General features: G+C 56.4%; 20 protein-coding genes. 8 read left to right on the top strand and 12 right to left on the bottom strand.

What is annotated here, in order from left to right; all coding sequences use genetic code 11:
• Positions 1-22: 22 nt before the first annotated feature.
• Positions 23-1,042, bottom strand: a complete 1,020-nt coding sequence (locus FAES_RS12380) for an ABC transporter transmembrane domain-containing protein (protein ID WP_041258881.1) — start codon at positions 1,040-1,042, stop codon at positions 23-25.
• 238 nt (positions 1,043-1,280) lie between these two features.
• On the opposite strand from FAES_RS12380, the gene FAES_RS12375 reads away from it, so the two are divergent.
• Positions 1,281-1,970: a TetR/AcrR family transcriptional regulator gene (locus tag FAES_RS12375; RefSeq protein ID WP_041257816.1), complete on the top strand. Its 690-nt coding sequence runs from the start codon at positions 1,281-1,283 to the stop codon at positions 1,968-1,970.
• A 75-nt stretch (positions 1,971-2,045) separates the two neighbouring features.
• Here FAES_RS12375 and FAES_RS12370 read toward each other — a convergent pair whose 3' ends face one another.
• On the bottom strand, positions 2,046-3,146 hold the full coding sequence (locus tag FAES_RS12370) for a hypothetical protein (protein ID WP_015331550.1): 1,101 nt from the start codon (positions 3,144-3,146) through the stop codon (positions 2,046-2,048).
• A 274-nt stretch (positions 3,147-3,420) separates the two neighbouring features.
• Between FAES_RS12370 and FAES_RS12365 the strand changes: the two genes are divergently transcribed.
• Positions 3,421-4,020 (top strand): hypothetical protein, encoded by a 600-nt coding sequence (locus FAES_RS12365; protein ID WP_015331549.1) that lies wholly within the window; start codon positions 3,421-3,423, stop codon positions 4,018-4,020.
• A gap of 110 nt (positions 4,021-4,130) precedes the next feature.
• Here the strand turns inward: FAES_RS12365 and FAES_RS12360 are convergent, their stop codons facing one another.
• Both FAES_RS12360 and FAES_RS12355 read right to left on the bottom strand, forming a co-directional pair.
• Positions 4,131-5,063, bottom strand: coding sequence for a hypothetical protein (locus FAES_RS12360; RefSeq protein ID WP_015331548.1), 933 nt, complete (start codon positions 5,061-5,063; stop codon positions 4,131-4,133).
• 29 nt (positions 5,064-5,092) lie between these two features.
• Positions 5,093-5,902, bottom strand: coding sequence for a hypothetical protein (locus FAES_RS12355; RefSeq protein ID WP_015331547.1), 810 nt, complete (start codon positions 5,900-5,902; stop codon positions 5,093-5,095).
• 93 nt (positions 5,903-5,995) lie between these two features.
• On the opposite strand from FAES_RS12355, the gene FAES_RS12350 reads away from it, so the two are divergent.
• The 3 genes from FAES_RS12350 (at position 5,996) to FAES_RS12340 (ending at position 7,795) form a co-directional block, all read left to right on the top strand.
• Positions 5,996-6,715, top strand: coding sequence for an SDR family oxidoreductase (locus tag FAES_RS12350; protein WP_015331546.1), 720 nt, complete (start codon positions 5,996-5,998; stop codon positions 6,713-6,715).
• A gap of 15 nt (positions 6,716-6,730) precedes the next feature.
• Positions 6,731-7,123: a helix-turn-helix transcriptional regulator gene (locus FAES_RS12345; protein WP_015331545.1), complete on the top strand. Its 393-nt coding sequence runs from the start codon at positions 6,731-6,733 to the stop codon at positions 7,121-7,123.
• 135 nt (positions 7,124-7,258) lie between these two features.
• Complete coding sequence (locus FAES_RS12340) at positions 7,259-7,795, top strand: DUF4199 domain-containing protein (RefSeq protein WP_015331544.1); 537 nt, start codon at positions 7,259-7,261, stop codon at positions 7,793-7,795.
• Positions 7,796-8,121: 326 nt separating this feature from the next.
• On the opposite strand, the gene FAES_RS12335 is transcribed toward FAES_RS12340, so the two are convergent.
• A complete protein-coding gene (locus FAES_RS12335) occupies positions 8,122-9,093 on the bottom strand; it encodes an aldo/keto reductase (protein ID WP_015331543.1) in 972 nt (323 codons plus the stop codon).
• A 112-nt stretch (positions 9,094-9,205) separates the two neighbouring features.
• Here FAES_RS12335 and FAES_RS12330 point away from each other — a divergent pair, with 112 nt between their 5' ends.
• The 3 genes from FAES_RS12330 to FAES_RS12320 are packed head-to-tail and all read left to right on the top strand — an operon-like array spanning position 9,206 to position 11,591.
• Positions 9,206-9,490, top strand: a complete 285-nt coding sequence (locus tag FAES_RS12330) for a putative quinol monooxygenase (RefSeq protein ID WP_015331542.1) — start codon at positions 9,206-9,208, stop codon at positions 9,488-9,490.
• Complete coding sequence (locus tag FAES_RS12325; protein WP_015331541.1) at positions 9,487-10,737, top strand: aminotransferase class V-fold PLP-dependent enzyme; 1,251 nt, start codon at positions 9,487-9,489, stop codon at positions 10,735-10,737. Before FAES_RS12330 ends, FAES_RS12325 begins: the two co-directional genes overlap by 4 nt.
• 17 nt (positions 10,738-10,754) lie before the next feature.
• Positions 10,755-11,591 carry an MBL fold metallo-hydrolase gene (locus FAES_RS12320; RefSeq protein ID WP_015331540.1) on the top strand — a complete coding sequence of 279 codons (837 nt, stop codon included), beginning with the start codon at positions 10,755-10,757 and terminating at the stop codon, positions 11,589-11,591.
• 96 nt (positions 11,592-11,687) lie between these two features.
• On the opposite strand, the gene FAES_RS12315 is transcribed toward FAES_RS12320, so the two are convergent.
• The 7 genes from FAES_RS12315 to sufD form a co-directional block, all read right to left on the bottom strand.
• Positions 11,688-12,038, bottom strand: a complete 351-nt coding sequence (locus FAES_RS12315) for a hypothetical protein (protein WP_041257814.1) — start codon at positions 12,036-12,038, stop codon at positions 11,688-11,690.
• 7 nt (positions 12,039-12,045) lie between these two features.
• Positions 12,046-12,393 carry a hypothetical protein gene (locus tag FAES_RS30040; protein ID WP_041257813.1) on the bottom strand — a complete coding sequence of 116 codons (348 nt, stop codon included), beginning with the start codon at positions 12,391-12,393 and terminating at the stop codon, positions 12,046-12,048.
• A 126-nt stretch (positions 12,394-12,519) separates the two neighbouring features.
• Positions 12,520-12,882 (bottom strand): hypothetical protein, encoded by a 363-nt coding sequence (locus tag FAES_RS12305; protein WP_015331538.1) that lies wholly within the window; start codon positions 12,880-12,882, stop codon positions 12,520-12,522.
• A gap of 138 nt (positions 12,883-13,020) precedes the next feature.
• A complete protein-coding gene (locus FAES_RS28995; protein ID WP_015331537.1) occupies positions 13,021-13,551 on the bottom strand; it encodes a hypothetical protein in 531 nt (176 codons plus the stop codon).
• A 63-nt stretch (positions 13,552-13,614) separates the two neighbouring features.
• Positions 13,615-13,986, bottom strand: a complete 372-nt coding sequence (locus tag FAES_RS12295; protein WP_015331536.1) for a hypothetical protein — start codon at positions 13,984-13,986, stop codon at positions 13,615-13,617.
• A gap of 347 nt (positions 13,987-14,333) precedes the next feature.
• Positions 14,334-14,690, bottom strand: a complete 357-nt coding sequence (locus FAES_RS12290) for a hypothetical protein (protein ID WP_015331535.1) — start codon at positions 14,688-14,690, stop codon at positions 14,334-14,336.
• A 14-nt stretch (positions 14,691-14,704) separates the two neighbouring features.
• Positions 14,705-16,024: a Fe-S cluster assembly protein SufD gene (gene sufD / locus FAES_RS12285; RefSeq protein WP_015331534.1), complete on the bottom strand. Its 1,320-nt coding sequence runs from the start codon at positions 16,022-16,024 to the stop codon at positions 14,705-14,707.
• Positions 16,025-16,098: the final 74 nt, after the last annotated feature.

Genomic DNA, 16,098 nt, shown 5'->3' with positions numbered 1-16,098 from the left:
GGAGAATCAGTTTGGGACATGCTTACGCAGCAATCTCGCTGTTTTCCAGCGGCAGGTCGGTTACGTGCCCGATCTTTTCAACGGCAGTCATCATGTCATAGACGACGTCGATACTCATGATGAGCTTATCGACGGAACTTGTGATCAGGACGATGACCAACTCCGCAGCCACAAATTGCCCCAGCGTCATTTCCCGGCCTACCACCAGCGTCGTACCCAGAATGAGCAGCCCCCCAACCACGAGCGTCTTGAACGCCACCGCACTGTAGAAGAAGCGTTTGAGCACACTGAAGTGTTGATTGCGGTACAGAATGTATTGCGCCACGTATTCGTCGGTGCGGGCCATGTTGCCCCGGCTGTCTTTTCCCTCCCGAATCTCGTCGAGCCGACCGGCCATGTTTTCGAGCCAGGCCACCAGTTTGTATTTGTAGGTCGATTCTTTCAGGCTGGTTTTCAGGGCGCTGCTGTTCAGAACAAGCACCAACCCCACCACCACCAGAATGGTTACGAGCCCAAACCCAATGAAAACGGGGTGGTAAAACGACAGCAGGATAATCCCGAAGATAATCTGCACTACGGCCGCCGTGAGGTCGATCAGCAGTTTGGGCAGGCCTTTCTGAATGGTCAGCACATCAAAAAAGCGGTTCATCAGTTCGGGGGGGTACGCCCCCTGGAGCGCGTCGGGTTCAATGCGGGGCAGGCGGTAAGTAAACTCGAAAGCGGCTTTTACGAAGACGCGCTGCTGCAATACTTCGACCAGCACCTGCTGCCCCACCAGGATCAGCCCGCTGATGACAACGCCGATGATGATCAGCCCAATCAGCACATACACCGAACTGAAGACCATGCCGCCCGACACCAGGTTAAACACCGCCTGAATCCCCAGCGGCAACGACAGGCTAATTAACCCGGCGACGATCGCGTATAAATAAACGTACCCAATGTCGCGGCGTTCGGTACCCAGTAGCCGAATCAGGCGTTGCAGCGGAGTAGGAACGGGTTCGAAGGAATGTGAAGATGACCAGTTGTTTACGGTTGACATAAAAAAATAGATCTGTCCAGATAGAGTAATTCCCATAGGCAACTACCCAGGAAGCCGAGGAAATAAACCCGGTTGGGGCCGCTAAGTTTCGATAGTAAGGGTTTCTAATGCGACTCTAATGACCGCAGAATCGATAGTAGTGCTAACCTTTCTATGCATAAATGCTCAACGCAGTACAGTTTGGCTTAACTTTGAGCAGTTCTATTAACAGCCTCATCTTCGATTCAACGTTTAGTACATGCATTATTCCGTTCAGGTACGGATGAACGAGAAGCTATTTCTTCGTGATCCCGAACAGTCTGAATTAGGTCGCCGCATCATCCGTCAGGGTATTCTGCTCATTCATGAAGTGGGCTTCGAAGAAACCACCTTTCGTAAGCTGGCCGATCGCATTGGCACCAAAGAAGCCAGTATCTACCGCTATTTCGAAAACAAACACCGCCTGCTGGTTTACCTGGTTGCCTGGTACTGGCAATGGCTCGACTTTCAGGTGATTTTCGAAACCAACAACCTGACCGACACCCGCGAGAAGCTGGAACGCGTACTGCGTATTTTGTTGCACTACAGCATGACCAACGCCGCCACGCCCGAAGAGATTGCCCTGCCGGCGCTGCACAGCATCGTTATCTGCGAAGCCAGCAAAGCCTACCTGACTCACCACGTATCGGAAGACAACCGGCAGCATCTCTTCAAACCCTATAAAGACCTGACGGCCAACCTGGGGAAGCTGATCCTCGACTACAACCCGACGTATCGCTTCGCGCATTCGATGGCCAGTTCGCTGATCGAAACGGCGCATTCGCAATCGTTTTTTATGCGTTACCTGCCCTCACTGACCGACTTCGGCCACAGTGAGAGCCCGTCACCCCTGCTCGAATTCCTGCGGCACTTGTTGTTTTCGAGTCTGAACGCCAGCCCACAACCCTAAAACGGCGTGCCGGCCGAGCGCCGGCCAGGAGACCTGACGCTCGGCCGGCACGCCGTTGGAGTTTGCTAGTTCTACCTAAAACCCAAGCCTGACGATGCTATAGGCCGTCTGATTGGGCTGGCGCTCCTGGTTCCCGATGCGCGTTTTGACGTGATCGTCGTCGTGAATGACCAGCAGCGTGTTGGGATCAATGAAGGTCATATCCTCGGCTTTGTGGCTGAACGCCAGCGGTTTTTTGTCGGCCATACGGACCAGTTGCAGGTCGCCATCCTTCCGCATCGCCAGCTCGGTGATCGTCCACAGATAAGCGCCAATCTGCCCGGCTTGCTCATAGGACGTCATAAGCCAGAAGCACCGCCGGGCCGGGTCATACTCCAGGCTCGAAACGGCCAGAGGTTTGGGCAGCACCGGATCGACGTCGTCGACCTTGAATTCACGGACGAGCGAAACCGGGCCCAGTACCAACTTCTCGCCGCCCTGCTCGTCCGGCGTGGCCCGGTACGTAGCCGTCAGGATCGTGATGCGGTAATCGAATTTATCGTAGCGCTCGCCCTGTTCGCGCACGCCAAACCACAGTTGTGTATTGGTGGCGGCTAGTCCTTCTATCTTAAAGTAGGGCGAACCGCCCAGGGCAGCCTGTATCTGTCTGCGAAGCCCAAGCGACGCGCCACCGGGTTTATCGGCACTCACCACCCGCATGGCTCCCTCCTGCCCCGGCCGCCAGGCCAACAGCATATTGTAGCCATCGAACGACGACGTATCGGGCTTGATGCGATCGAAGGCTGTGGTCAGAAACGTCCACCGCCCGTCGGGGCTTTGGGCAAACTCCTCAAACTTATGGGCTTGCCGCAGCAGCGGCTGCTCCAGGTACGTTGGCAGCTGATTGCCCGCCGCCACGGTGTTGAGTTGCTCGAAATCGGGGTAAAAGAAGACCGACGAACGGGGCGCAGGCATGTCTTTGTCGTTGGCCAGATAAATGCGACGCTGCTGATTCAGCACCGCCGACGCCTCGCACCAAAGCTTTCCTTCGGCCAGGCCCGGCTCAAAGCAAGTCAGAAAACCTTCGGCTGAGATCAGCGCGGTTGGGGTAGTTCGGGTCGTGGATTGGGCCGTTCGGCAACGCTGAAATACGAATGAAAGGCATAGGCTAACCAGCAAGTAAGTTAACAGTCTCATGGTTACAATATACCCAAATTGTATTGAGTGGCATACGCAGTTGGGTCGAAAAATGGTATAGTGCAATTCGTTCGCATTATTAGAAAAATACAATTAGCAGTGCAAATTGAGGAATCTATTGCACTCTAAAGTGTTTCGATAAACTATTCATTCACAGGCTTGTACGAAATCAAGAGATTTGATTAAGCCATTGTTAACGAGGTCCAAAACGCTTGTAAGTGAAATCGGAATACCCCCACCTTTGTCACGGTAAAACCAAATACACTGTACGATTATGAACCATGTTCGTTTGACAATCGCCACGCTGCTCGCAGCCTGGACACTGGGGACCGCCGAGATGGCCGTTGCCCAAACTGCCGACAAACCTTCTACCGTAAATGTCCTGAAATCAGGCGTTAAGAAGGTTCGCCTGTTCTCACCCGTTAACACGCCTGTTGACGTAGCCGTTATCGACCTCACCGGGAACCTGCTGTATCAGGGCACCCTTCGTAGCCTGGACAAGCGGGGCGCCCTGCTGAACCTGGTGAACCTGCCCGATGGGCGTTATTTTGTTACGGCCACCAACGACGGCTTCTGGATGTCGCAGGGCCTGACCATTCGGAATGACGTGGTCAGCGTGGATGCGCAAAACATGACCGAGCTGACGAAGCCCGTTCTGAACACCTATGCGCAAAACAAGTATGAACTGGTAACGCCGGGCGTAAAGGAACTGACGGTATCGATCTACGACCGTATGAATGACCTGGTCTTCAGCAAATCGTTTGGTCAGGGCACCACCCACCGTTTCGACCTGAGCAGCCTGCCTGCCGGTGATTACACATTCGTTTACGGCCCCTCGCAGAAGCAATTCACCGAGCGGGTAGCCATCAAATGATGATTAATGGATAATGTACGATGTACAATGCACAATGAGACCGGGCAGAAGAGAAAGCTCGCTATGCAACATCATTGTACACTGTACATCGTGCATTATACATTATTCATTTAAACAAACTCCTGCCAGGATAGCAGGGCAATGGCCAGAATCGCCAGGGCGAGGCCGATCTTATTGATGGTCAGCAGGCTTTCGCGAAAAAAGAGCGTAGCCGTAGCGGCCGCCAGCAAAATAACGCCGATGTTGTAGAGCGGGTATACGAAGGCCCCATTGCCGCCGTAGGCCGACAGCGCCAGCACCAGCGTGTAGAAACTCAGAAAATTGGGGATGCCCAGCGTAATGGCCCCCACCACGTTACGGCCGGCGAGGCGTTCGCCCCCGCGCGCGTATCGGATCAGCAGTAGGAAAAAGCCGGCGGCAATAGCCCCCACCACCATCGTAAGCGTCACCACCACCGGGTGGTGCCCCGTCGCGGAGGCATCGGCGGCGATGTAGCGCACGTTCATGTAGTTGATCATGGTGTTGGTGAGGCCATACATCAGAAAGACGCTCAACAGCAACAGCGCCGACTGGCCCAACGTACCTGACCCGGTCGGAGCCGCCTCGGCGGGATCGGGTTTGCGGTAGGTGCTCAGCCCCACGGCCACTACGGCCAGCAGTAACCCCACGTAATTCCAGGTATCGAACGCCCGCCCCGCCGTGCCCGGCGTCGCCAGCACAAACAGGCTCACGCTCACCGGTATCACCAGCGACAGGTTGTTGGCTAGTGAGGTGGCCGTCATGCCGTTGCGCTGCGTACTGGCGCCCGATAGTAGAAACGTCAGCACAAACGCCACGCCAATACCCAGTGCCATCCAGGTCCAGGTTTGGGTCAGATCGACCCGGAACTCAACCCCGGCGGGCAGTAGCAGGTAGCCTGTGACAAAACAAATGGGGTAATTGAAGACAATCGCCTGAAACGTATCGACCTGATAACGAGGGAAAAGCCGAAAGTTCAGTAGCAGCAGTACCGACAGCACCACGCTGGCAATGAGGTAGACCATACAGGGTAAATTTTGACAAAGCTACGGCCCTACGGATGAACCGGGTAGTTCAGCCAGCGAAACAAACCGATTACGATAAGCAACAAGCCAATGGCCCAACCCGACAGCGGGGTTAGTGGCACAGTGGGCTCGCGCACGGATGCCGCCGCTGCCGATCGTTTAAACGGCCGGTACATAGCCATGAACGCCAGCGGCATGCACAACGGCGACAGCAGGCTGACCGGATGCGACACGGGCAGATGCAACAGGCCAGCGAGCACATTGGCCATGACCGGCCACAGAATCAGCAGGTTGGCGCGCGACCCCGCCAACAGACCTAAATTACCATACGGGCTAAACCGGGCCGAGAGTTGTATAAACAGTCGCGTCAAGACCCCCACACTACCCACCGACAACAGGATGATGAGCCACTCGGGTAGGCCGAGCAGGGCGAACACCTTGCCCGTATCACCTTCCCGGAAAAAAGGCGCGATGAATAGGTAGCCCAGAAAAAGCAGCACACCGTGTAGTCCCATCCACAGCAACAGCAACGTACCGGGTCTTTTCTGCCGAATCTGCCGTTCAGCTGACAGGCAAGCGCCCCCGACGAGCAACGACCCCAGCGGCCCCGCCGCCGCAATCCACAGCAATTGCGCGTCAGCTACGTTGTGGGGGTCGATGTACACGAAATTATGATGAAGCTGCGGGTTTAGGCCCAGGGAATAGGCAACCAGAAAGTGCCCCAGTTCATGGAGCATCACCATACTCAGGTTGGCGATCAGCGCCACGACGATACTGTTACTCATCGCCGCCAGGGGGGTAGGCTGGGCAGTCGACGGGGATTGGGACGAATGGGGCATTGGGTGTACAACAGGCCTTGTCTGCTCAAGATAGCCGACAAAACGGATTCGTAGGTCATCCACTTCCGCGCTGGTCCCGCTTATTTTTACCGCATGAACATCGCACAAAAAGTTATTCTGATCTCGGGGGCGTCGCGCGGTATCGGTCGGGCGACGGCCTTATTGCTTGCTCAAAACGGCGCCCATGTAGTGGCTACCGCCCGCAACGCCGACGAACTGGCCTCGCTGGAAACCGAAGCCGCCACGCTGGGTACAGGCAGCCTGATCGGCCTGGCGGGTGACGTCGCCAGCGAAGCCGACATGGGAGCCGTGGTACAGACGGCGCTCGATCGGTTTGGCCGCATCGACGTCGTGATCAACAACGCGGGTTTCGGCATTTTCAAGCCGGTCGATGAGCTGACCGTCGACGAGTGGGACGCCGTGATGGCCACCAACGTAAAAGGCACGTTTGTGCTGACCAAAGCCGCCCTGCCCACGCTCAAAGCGCAAGGGAGCGGGCATGTGGTGGTGGTGGCGTCTGACGTGGCCAAGCGCACCTTCGCGGGTGGCGCACTCTATACGGCCAGCAAATACGCGCAGGAAGCCTTCATGGGCGCACTTCGGAAGGAGGTCCGGCCGCATGGCATCAAAGTAACCGGCGTTTACTCGGGGCTGGTCGATTCGCATTTTCACGCGAAAGGGCATGGCCACGAAACCTCGAAACACTATCTTCAGGTAGAGGATATGGCCGAGTCGATGTTGTTTATCGTGAGCCGCCCACCCCACGTTGTCATCGACGAATTTATGGTTCACCCACTGACGCAGGAGTATTAAACACGGTTTACCAACATGATCCGGCACGTACTTGTTTATGGCCTGGCGCTGGGCAGTCTGGTTAGCCTGATGGTCTGGTCGGAATACCGGCTGCTGGTGATTGGCCACGTGGTGGAATTGTATCTACTGCTGGTTGCCGTTGTCTTCGCGCTGGTGGGCATCTGGCTTGGCCTGCGCTGGTCATCGCCAACGTACCCAGCCCCGCCGTCGTACCATCCCGCGCCCCAACCCGACCCGCAGGTAATTAGCCAACTCGGCATCAGCAGCCGGGAACTCGACGTGCTCGTTCAACTGGCGCAGGGCCTCAGCAACGACGAAATCGCGGATCGGCTGTTTGTGTCGCCCAATACCGTCAAGACGCACCTGGCCAACCTGTATGTCAAGCTGGACGTGAAACGACGTACCTAGGCGGTGGGTAAAGCGCGGTTGCTGGGCCTGCTCGATTAGCCTCATCCGTTCGGGTGATTTTGGCCAAATCACCCGAACGGATGAACGGGATTGGCCGCTCAACAGCCACCTTTAGCTCATAAACCAACCTCGTCCATGCAAAAGACCATACTCATCTTCGGCACGCTATCCGGCCTGCTGGTATCGACCGTGCTGTTGGTGACCATGCTCATTCACCGCCAAAACCCCGACAGCTTCAATCAGGGCGAGCTGGTTGGGTACGTTGCCATGTTGCTCTCGGCTTCCTTCATTCCCATTGCCATCAAACGCTACCGCGATCAGCAGCAGGCGGGCCAGATTTCGTTCAAACAGGCGTTTGGGCTGGGCCTTGGCGTAGCCACGATTGCCTCGGTGCTATACGTGCTTACGTGGATCGTCATCTTCAAAACGGTCTACCCCAATTTTGTCAGTGATTACACGCAGTTCATGCTCAATCGCCTGCAAAGCGAAGGAAAAACACTCGCCCAGATCGCCGAGGCCAAGCAAAGCATGCAGTCGATGTTTGTCTACTACGACACCTGGCCCGGCCTAATCGGCATCACGTTCATGGAAATATTCCCGATTGGTCTGCTCGTCGCCCTCATCAGCGCGCTGGTGCTCAAGAAAACGAATGCCCGCTTCGCCCGCGTGTAGTCCGCCATACCGGGTTTGGAGGACTCGGTTACAAGATGGTTTTATCGTACGACAAACTCATCGTACACTGTACGATGAGTTAATGGATCTATTTTGGGAAAGAAGCTTGGGCTTCTTGTCAGTCCGACGACAGGAGGAATCTTGAGTTGTCCTTTCCTGAGAGCTAAAAACCATCAGGATACCTCCTCTCGTCGGGATGACAAAACCCCACTATCAACCATTGGTAGTTAACCCATCACCCTTCATGCTGTTCACGGTCAAATGCAAGAAGCCGAACCCCTGGTAGGAGTTCGGCTTCTTACTTATCAGGTACGTTGCCTTATGGGCTATTGACTCCACTCGGTCGGGGTGCGGTCCCAGCGGTGGCCTTTGAGTTCGTTTAGCAGGGCGTCGGGCAGCGTTTTGCCGTCGCTGGCACCGCAGTTGGCTTCTACGTTGGCGATGCGACGCATGCCGGGAATGGTCGTCGACACATCGGGGTTAGCCAGGATAAAGCGCAATGCCATTTCGGCCATCGTCATGCCCTCGGGTACCAGCGGTTTCAGCGCATCGGCATGGTCGACGCTGCTGTTCAGGTTTTCCGGCACGAAATACGTCGACCGCCAGTCGTCGGCGGGGAAGGTCGTTTCTTTGGTCATGGTGCCCGTCAGCGTGCCTTCATCAAACGGCACCCGCGCAATCACACCGATTTTTAGCGCCCGGCACAGCGGAAACAGTTCGTCTTCGGGGTTCTGGTCGAAGATATTGTAAATCACCTGCACGGCGTCGATCAGGCCGGTACGCAGCGTATCGAGGCAGTTGTTAGGCTCCCAGCGGTTGACCGATACGCCCCACGCCTGCACTTTGCCCTGCTGCGTCAAGTCTTCGACGGTCCGTTTCCACTCGTCGCGGTTGGCCCAGGCATCTTCCCACACGTGAAACTGGAGCAGGTCGATGGTCTCGACGCCCAGGTTTTTGAGGCTCTTATCGGTATACTCGACAATGTAGTCAGCGGGAAAAACGTCGTCGATAGAAAAGTGCGATTTCGACGGCCAGATGCGGTTTTTGGGTGGAATCTTCGTGGCGGCATACAGTTTCGTATCGGCATTGTTGGCCAATAACTGGCCCAGAATCTGCTCGCTGACCCCCTCGGCATAGCCCCAGGCGGTATCGAAGAAATTACAGCCCAACTCAACCGAGCGTTGGAGCGCCCGGAGCACTTCGGCTTTATCAGAGCCTGTCCAGCCGGCCAGGCCCCACATTCCATACCCAATTTCACTAATTTGCCAGCCTGTCCGGCCAAAGGTTCGGTAATTCATAAGAGTTAATTTATAGTCTTGGGTTCACAGGTTTCGGTTCTTCACCAGTGCTTCAACCAAGAACTCAGCTGTGCAACGGAACACTATAAACCCAAACCTGTAAACCCGATTTATGCTGATTCGTATTGTAAGAATGACGTTCCGGCCCGACGAACTTGACGCCTTTAAAGCCATTTTCGACGGCTCACGGGCAAAGATAAGGGCGTTTCCGGGTTGCCAGCACCTGGAGCTACTGCGCGATCTCGACCACCCCGACGTGCGCCTTACGCTGAGCCATTGGGAATCGGCCGAGGCCCTCGAAACCTACCGGCAAAGCGAGCTGTTTCGCAGCACCTGGGCCATCACGAAAGTGCTGTTCGCCGATAAACCCGTCGCCTTTTCTACCGAGCCACTATGACCAAACGGGCTTTTCTTCAAACCATGGCGGGCGTGCCGCTGCTCTCGGCCGACCTGAACACGCTGCTGGCTGGCGTAGCCCGGCAATCGGCGGGCGATACGGCGACCGACGAAGCTTTCTGGGGCACAATTCGGCAACTGTATCAGCTCAAACCTGACTACATAAACCTCGAAAACGGCTACTACTGCATCCAGCCCAAGCCAGTGCTCGACGCGTTTCTGCAACACGTGCGCGACGTGAACCGCGAGGGCTCCTACTACCTGCGCACCCGCCAGTTTGACGACAAAGCCGCCGCCCGGAACCGGCTTGCCCAACTGGCGGGCTGCTCCCCCGACGAACTGATCATCACGCGCAACACCACCGAATCGATCGACACCGTGATTGCGGGTCTGACCTGGCAGGCAGGCGACGAAGCCATCATGGCTACGCACGATTACGGCGCCATGCTCGATATGTTCCGGTTGCAGGCAAAGCGCTACGGCATCGTCAACAAAATTTTGTCGGTACCGCTGCACCCCACCTCCGACGACGAGTTGGTGGCGCTCTACGAACGGGCCATCACGCCCCGCACCAAACTGCTGATGATCTGCCATCTGGTGAATATCACGGGTCAGGTGCTGCCCGTCAAAAAGATTGTCGACATGGCGCACCGGCACGGCGTGGAGGTACTGGTCGATGGAGCGCATGCCTTTGCGCACCTTACCTTTTCAATCGCCGACCTAGGCTGTGATTATTACGCCACCAGCCTGCACAAATGGCTGAACGTACCCATCGGCGCGGGGCTGCTTTACGTGAAAAAAGCCCATATCTCGAAGCTGTGGCCCACCTTCGCTGATTTTGGCTTTGCCGACGACGACATCCGCAAACTCAACCATACCGGCACGCACCCCGTCCATACCGACCTGACGATTATGGACGCGATCAATTTCCACGAACAGATTGGTGGTGAACGCAAAGAAGCCCGCCTCCGCTACCTGCAACAGTACTGGACCAGCCGCGTTCGCAACGTACCTGGCATCCGGGTCCACACGCCCGCCCAACCCGAACGGGCCTGTGGAATCGCCAACGTGGGAATTGCCCGCCTCTCCCCCGCCGCCCTGGCCAAAACCCTGCTCGACCGGTATCGCATCTGGACCGTCGCCATCGACAACGACGCCGTGCAGGGTGTCCGGATTACCCCCTGCCTCTACACGTCCCCGGCGGAGTTGAATTCGCTGGTATCGGCGCTTAAGGAACTGGCCGCTTAACCTTTACCTCCTGTTGTATGATCAAGCCCCATCAACAAGACGACGCCCTACTGGCCGACATTGCCGCCGCCCGACACGTACCTGAACACCTGCACGTCTGGTGGCTGGGGCAGAGTGGTTTCCTGCTCCAGTACAACGGCACGCACCTGCTCTTCGACCCCTACCTCTCGGACTCGCTGACCCTCAAATACGCTCAAACCGACAAGCCACACACACGCATATCGGAGCGGGTGATCGACCCGGCCCGGCTGACGATGATCGACGTGCTGACCTCGAGCCACAACCACACCGATCACCTCGACGCCGACACGCTGCTACCCATATTGGCGGCGTCGCCAACGGCTCGACTCGTTATTCCCGAAGCCAACCGGGCGTTTGTCGCTAATCGGCTTGGCGGCGACCCAGCCTGGCCGATCGGGCTCAGCGCAGGTGAGCAAACCACCATCGGCGCGGTCACCCTGCATGGTGTACCGGCTGCCCATAACGAGTTGGCTGTCGATGCCGAGGGGCGGAACCTATACATGGGTTTTGTGGCCGAACTGGGGCCTTACCGCATCTACCACTCGGGCGACACGCTCTGGTATGAGGGCCTTGTGGAAACGCTCGCGCCTTATCAGATCGATCTGGCGTTTTTGCCCATCAACGGAAATAAACCCGAACGGCGCGTAGCCGGTAACCTAAACCCCGACGAGGCCGCCCAACTGGGCCGCCGCATCGGGGCTAAACTAACAGTGCCGCACCACTATGATCTGTTCGCGTTCAACACCGCCGATCCGGTCGATTTCGTCAGGGCCTGCGAACGCGAACAAACCCAGCATCGGGTCATGCAACTGGGTGAGCGAATAACGATGTAGCCGGAATAGGAACGGGAGAAGGGAGAATGGACACCTCGCAAGCCAGCGATCCATTCTCCCTTCTCCCGTTCCTATTCCGGCCTATTGGCCTATTCTTTACGCGTTACCAATCTGGCCGCTGGCGGTTTGAAGGGCGGCAGCAAGGGCTTCGAGCCGCGTGACGATATCACCTTCTGGCCCAGCCATGACGCTCATCTCCCGCGTCTGATTGGCTAATTCCGTCAATATTTTTTGTACCTCACCGGCATTAGGCTGTCCCGCTTCAAGCTGCGTTTTCAGGTGTTCCAGCGAGGCTACGATCTCTTTCGTGTTCTCAGGGCCGGTCAGGGTTTTAATCCATTGATCGATCATGCCCTTGCCACTTTGGGGCGTTAATTCGGCAACATCCTGGGTTAACGTACCCATCGTGTTGTCGAGCAGGTCGGTCGCTTCTTCGTGTGATTCCATATGTGTACTAGAGTATAGCGGAAAGGTTCTGCAAAATCTTTGATAAGCTTTCGAGTTTGCCCGTCCAGGTGCCCTCGGCCGACGGTGCTTCGGCATGCCGGGCCGCTTCCGCAGCCAGATCGGCCAACACATCCTTGATCATCGCCGGATCTGGTTCGTCGCTCCGGAGCAACGCCTGCAACTGGGTCAGCCCGGTTGATACAGCCTCCACATTGGCGTCGCCCGATAGCGCATCGAGCCAGCCCTGGATTAGATTCTGGCCCGTTTGAGCGTCGGGCACTGTACTAAGATCGCCCCGGAACGTACCCAGGGTTTCGTCGAGCATATGCTGCTCGTTGGCGTTCGTTCCTCCCACAAGACGATTGGTTTGTTACGATTGGATTCAGCGTGGTGTAGTCAAGACCCATGGAGTTGGCCAACGCAGCGGCCGTTGCCGTACGTCGGCCAACTCCATGGGTCCTAATTCAGACATTCAGCATTTCTATACTGACGTCGACAGCTGGCTGGCGAAGTTGCGCAGGGCTACCGTGAGGGTGCTCAACCGCGACGGCAGGTCACCAGCTGCATCCTGACCCAATACTTCGGTCTGATCGGCCAGTTCGGTCAGCAGGTCGCGCAGTTTTTCGTTGCTTGGGCTACCACCTTTCAGTTCGTCTTCCAGTTCCTTCAACGGTTTCACCAGATTGCTGGCGTTGTGGTCGCTTTTCAGCGATGAATACCAGTCGGTGATGAGTGAAAGACCTTCCTGGGGTGAAGCTGCTTTGCCCTGGTCGAAGGCTTCAATGGTAGCGTCGATCAGCGTAGTGGCCGATGAGCCACTGGTTTGTGAATGTTGATTTGCCATTTTTGTTAATTGATTAATTGAAAATATAGCCAGCTACAGCACGGGTACTGGCAGGTGTTGATTGCGAATAACCACTTGGTAAGCAGCACCTCGCGACGTCTGACTAGCCTGTCCGGTGCGGCCACCGACTAATGTCGTTTATTGACCGTAGCGGTCACCGCCCACCGACTGAGAGCCGGTCGTGGGCGCGCCACCCATATCCGAATTGTCTGAACTGTAGGCCCCGGTCGTGTCGGTATCGCTTACAGTACTCGACTGGCCACCGTTGCTGCCGGTCGGATCGTCCATATCGCCTTGCCGCGACTGATCACTTACCCGGCCGCCACCCGACAAGTGCTGACCAAACCCACGCATGGCCGAGGCCAGCTGGGCAAGCGCCTGCTGCTCGCTGCCGTCTACGTGCTGCGCCGCCTGATGCGTCTGCTCGGCGAGTTCCTGAATCAGCGACTGGATTGTACCGCCGTTGGGCGTACCCTCCTGCAACTGTATTCTGAGCTCGCTCAGCGTGTGGGCTACCGGGTTGGTTGACTCATCACCCGAGTGCAACGCACTGATCCAGTGATCAATCAGGTTAATGCCATCGGTTGGCGATACGGTCTTTACGTCGCCGTTGAACGTCTGCACGGTCTCCTCGATGAGTGCCGTGGCGAATTGTGAAGGTTGCGCCATTAGGGTAAAGGCTTTACGGGTTAGCGGTGTGGTCAGTGTAAACCACACCGCCAACCAACGGGCTTATTTTGCTACTTGTTCAAGAATGTTTTCAAGCGTCGACACGAGCCGCGACAACTCCGTTTCGTAGGGAGCCGATTCGGGCGTATCCATCACGCTCTGCGTAATGTCGATGAGGTCTTCGAGGTAAGCCTGAATCACCGAAGGCTCGGGCGAACCGTCCGTCCGGTTCGGGTTCAGTTCCGTCTTCAGGTCTTCGAGCACGTCGGCAATCTCGTCGGTTTCGTCGTCGCCGTTCTGGTCGAGTAGGTCAATCCACTGGTCGATCAACGCCAGCCCATCTTGCGGCGTTGTGCTTTGAATACCGCTGTCAAACGTCGAAATCGTGCGTTCGATCAGGCCTGTTGTCTGGGGGTCTTGTGAAGTAAGTGCCATGAGTTCGTTGTAAATCCGTAGGTCGCAGGTGGTCAGGTGCACAAGTGGCCCAAACCGCCTCCGGGTAGTTCGTTCAGTTTGTTAACCAGGCCGTTAAGGTATTGGCCAGGTGAGGCAGCATGCCGGCTTTTCGGGTATCCGTGGATCTTGATTACACCGTAAAGCGCGCACGCTCCTACGCCCGGCGGGTTAGTATACCGAAGCGCAAGATTAAAACCCCTGCTTACCTGTATTGTTTGTAGAAAATGACAAACGGAACCGGGAGCATCAGTGGCTGCCCGCTCTGGCGTGGCAATCACTGATGCTCCCGGTTCCGTTTGCAATGGGCAGGTAGAACCTGCTATACCTTATGAATGACCGACTTCGGCCGTGCTATCCAACAGATTTTGTAGAGTCTTGGCGAGCTGAGCCAACTTTTCGGGGGCCGTGGGGCTGCTTGCATACGTAGCATCCTGCCGGGCAAAAAAGTTGGTATACTCGGCCAGTTCCAGCAACAGTACACGTACCTGAGCCGGATTGGGGGTGTTGAGTAGCGTTCGTTGAAGGTTGCTGAGCGCCTCTCGCACGGCTTCCATGCCGTCGTAATGGCTTAACTCGTTCAGCCAGTCATCAACCAGCGCGGGGCCAGATTCGGTGGTGTGTTCGCCATTTTCGAGGGCCTGAACCGTCGTATCGAGCAGCGTTTGAGTTGACTGAGGGACCATAAGCCAGGATAGGTTTATAAAGCTAGTTTTTCAGCGACCACGCCTTCCAGATACTCGCGGATCGGCTTGATTTTGATGTTACGCACAACCTCTTCGGCAAAGGCGTACAATAGCAGCGTACGCGCCGCCTCTTTCGGAATACCCCGCGATTGCAGGTAGAACAGCGCCTCTTCGTTGAGTTTGCCGGTTGTCGTTCCGTGCGAACACTTCACGTCGTCGGCGTAGATCTCCAGCTGCGGTTTGGTGTTCATGCTCGCTTCGGGCGAGAGCACCACGTTTTTGCACGACTGGTAGGCGTTGGTCTTTTGGGCGTCGGGCCGCACGTAGATTTTTCCGTTGAATACCCCCGTGCCTTTATCGTTCAGAATGCCTTTGTAGAGTTCGTTGCTGTACGAATTCGGCATGGCGTGATCCACCAGCGTATGGTTGTCGATGTGCTGCGTGCCGTTGGGCATGTACAGCCCATACATAAAGGCCTCGCAGTGTTCACCGTTCAATACGATGTTCAGGTCGTTGCGCACAAACCCACCATTGAGGGTGATCGTCGCGTTGTAATAATGGCTGTTATCGGCCTGACTGACCTGCGTGCGGCAGATGTGGTTGGTCTGCTGAGAATCGTTCTGCACCCGGTAATGCTCCACGCGGGCGTCGGCTGCCACCACCACTTCCGTCACGATATTCGTAAAGGCAGCCTTATCGCCGATTGTGCGGTACGACTCGGCAATTTTCACGTCGGCGTTACGCCCAATCACGATCAGGTTGCGGGGCTGAGCCGCCACGTTCTGCGTCCGCACGTCGGTGATGAAGCGCAGAATGACCGGCTCCTCGACCACCTTGTTGTCGGGCACTCGGATAAACACCCCGTCGTAAGCAAAGGCCGTGTTCAGGGCCGTAAAGGCACTATCCTGAAAATCAGCGTAGCGGCTGAAATGCAGCCCAATGGTCTCGGCGTCGGTTTGAAGCGCCTCGGCAAAGCTGCGGATTTGCAGGTGTGTAGCCGGGCTCACGATCTGCGAGAGGTCGGCCCGGTAATGGCCATTCACGAAGTAGAGAATGTTGCCTTCCAGGTTAGGAATCTGCAACGTACCCAGCTCGTCGGCCGTCAGCGCGGTGCCGTTATCAAAGGCGTAGGCCTGTCCAACCATCGCTTTCACGTTCGAGTATTTCCACTCTTCGTGCCGGATCGTCGGGAAGCCCAGGGTTTCAAAAGTCTGCAACGCCGACCGCCGGATCTGATGAAACGCCGATTTGCTCGCACCGTTCATGCGCTCCTCCCCCTCGCGAAACGCCGCAACGAGTTGGTCTTTGAACGAAGTATATTGTTGTGAATTCATGTCTTATACAGTCTCGAAAGTCAGTTTAGCAGAAGTCCATAGGCTGAGCCGTCGATCCTTTACACTGGCCAGGC

It is taken from the genome of Fibrella aestuarina BUZ 2 (genome assembly GCF_000331105.1).
Taxonomy (GTDB): domain Bacteria; phylum Bacteroidota; class Bacteroidia; order Cytophagales; family Spirosomataceae; genus Fibrella; species Fibrella aestuarina.
This window is presented reverse-complemented; position numbering and strand designations above follow the sequence as displayed.

Excerpts from the sequence above, each read along its gene's own strand:
- FAES_RS12380 (WP_041258881.1), bottom strand. The coding sequence starts at position 1,042 with ATGTCAACCGTAAACAACTGGTCATCTTCACATTCCTTCGAACCCGTT.
- FAES_RS12375 (WP_041257816.1), top strand. The coding sequence starts at position 1,281 with ATGCATTATTCCGTTCAGGTACGGATGAACGAGAAGCTATTTCTTCGT.
- FAES_RS12370 (WP_015331550.1), bottom strand. The coding sequence starts at position 3,146 with ATGAGACTGTTAACTTACTTGCTGGTTAGCCTATGCCTTTCATTCGTA.
- FAES_RS12365 (WP_015331549.1), top strand. The coding sequence starts at position 3,421 with ATGAACCATGTTCGTTTGACAATCGCCACGCTGCTCGCAGCCTGGACA.
- FAES_RS12360 (WP_015331548.1), bottom strand. The coding sequence starts at position 5,063 with ATGGTCTACCTCATTGCCAGCGTGGTGCTGTCGGTACTGCTGCTACTG.
- FAES_RS12355 (WP_015331547.1), bottom strand. The coding sequence starts at position 5,902 with ATGCCCCATTCGTCCCAATCCCCGTCGACTGCCCAGCCTACCCCCCTG.
- FAES_RS12350 (WP_015331546.1), top strand. The coding sequence starts at position 5,996 with ATGAACATCGCACAAAAAGTTATTCTGATCTCGGGGGCGTCGCGCGGT.
- FAES_RS12345 (WP_015331545.1), top strand. The coding sequence starts at position 6,731 with ATGATCCGGCACGTACTTGTTTATGGCCTGGCGCTGGGCAGTCTGGTT.
- FAES_RS12340 (WP_015331544.1), top strand. The coding sequence starts at position 7,259 with ATGCAAAAGACCATACTCATCTTCGGCACGCTATCCGGCCTGCTGGTA.
- FAES_RS12335 (WP_015331543.1), bottom strand. The coding sequence starts at position 9,093 with ATGAATTACCGAACCTTTGGCCGGACAGGCTGGCAAATTAGTGAAATT.
- FAES_RS12330 (WP_015331542.1), top strand. The coding sequence starts at position 9,206 with ATGCTGATTCGTATTGTAAGAATGACGTTCCGGCCCGACGAACTTGAC.
- FAES_RS12325 (WP_015331541.1), top strand. The coding sequence starts at position 9,487 with ATGACCAAACGGGCTTTTCTTCAAACCATGGCGGGCGTGCCGCTGCTC.
- FAES_RS12320 (WP_015331540.1), top strand. The coding sequence starts at position 10,755 with ATGATCAAGCCCCATCAACAAGACGACGCCCTACTGGCCGACATTGCC.
- FAES_RS12315 (WP_041257814.1), bottom strand. The coding sequence starts at position 12,038 with ATGGAATCACACGAAGAAGCGACCGACCTGCTCGACAACACGATGGGT.
- FAES_RS12305 (WP_015331538.1), bottom strand. The coding sequence starts at position 12,882 with ATGGCAAATCAACATTCACAAACCAGTGGCTCATCGGCCACTACGCTG.
- FAES_RS28995 (WP_015331537.1), bottom strand. The coding sequence starts at position 13,551 with ATGGCGCAACCTTCACAATTCGCCACGGCACTCATCGAGGAGACCGTG.
- FAES_RS12295 (WP_015331536.1), bottom strand. The coding sequence starts at position 13,986 with ATGGCACTTACTTCACAAGACCCCCAGACAACAGGCCTGATCGAACGC.
- FAES_RS12290 (WP_015331535.1), bottom strand. The coding sequence starts at position 14,690 with ATGGTCCCTCAGTCAACTCAAACGCTGCTCGATACGACGGTTCAGGCC.
- sufD (WP_015331534.1), bottom strand. The coding sequence starts at position 16,024 with ATGAATTCACAACAATATACTTCGTTCAAAGACCAACTCGTTGCGGCG.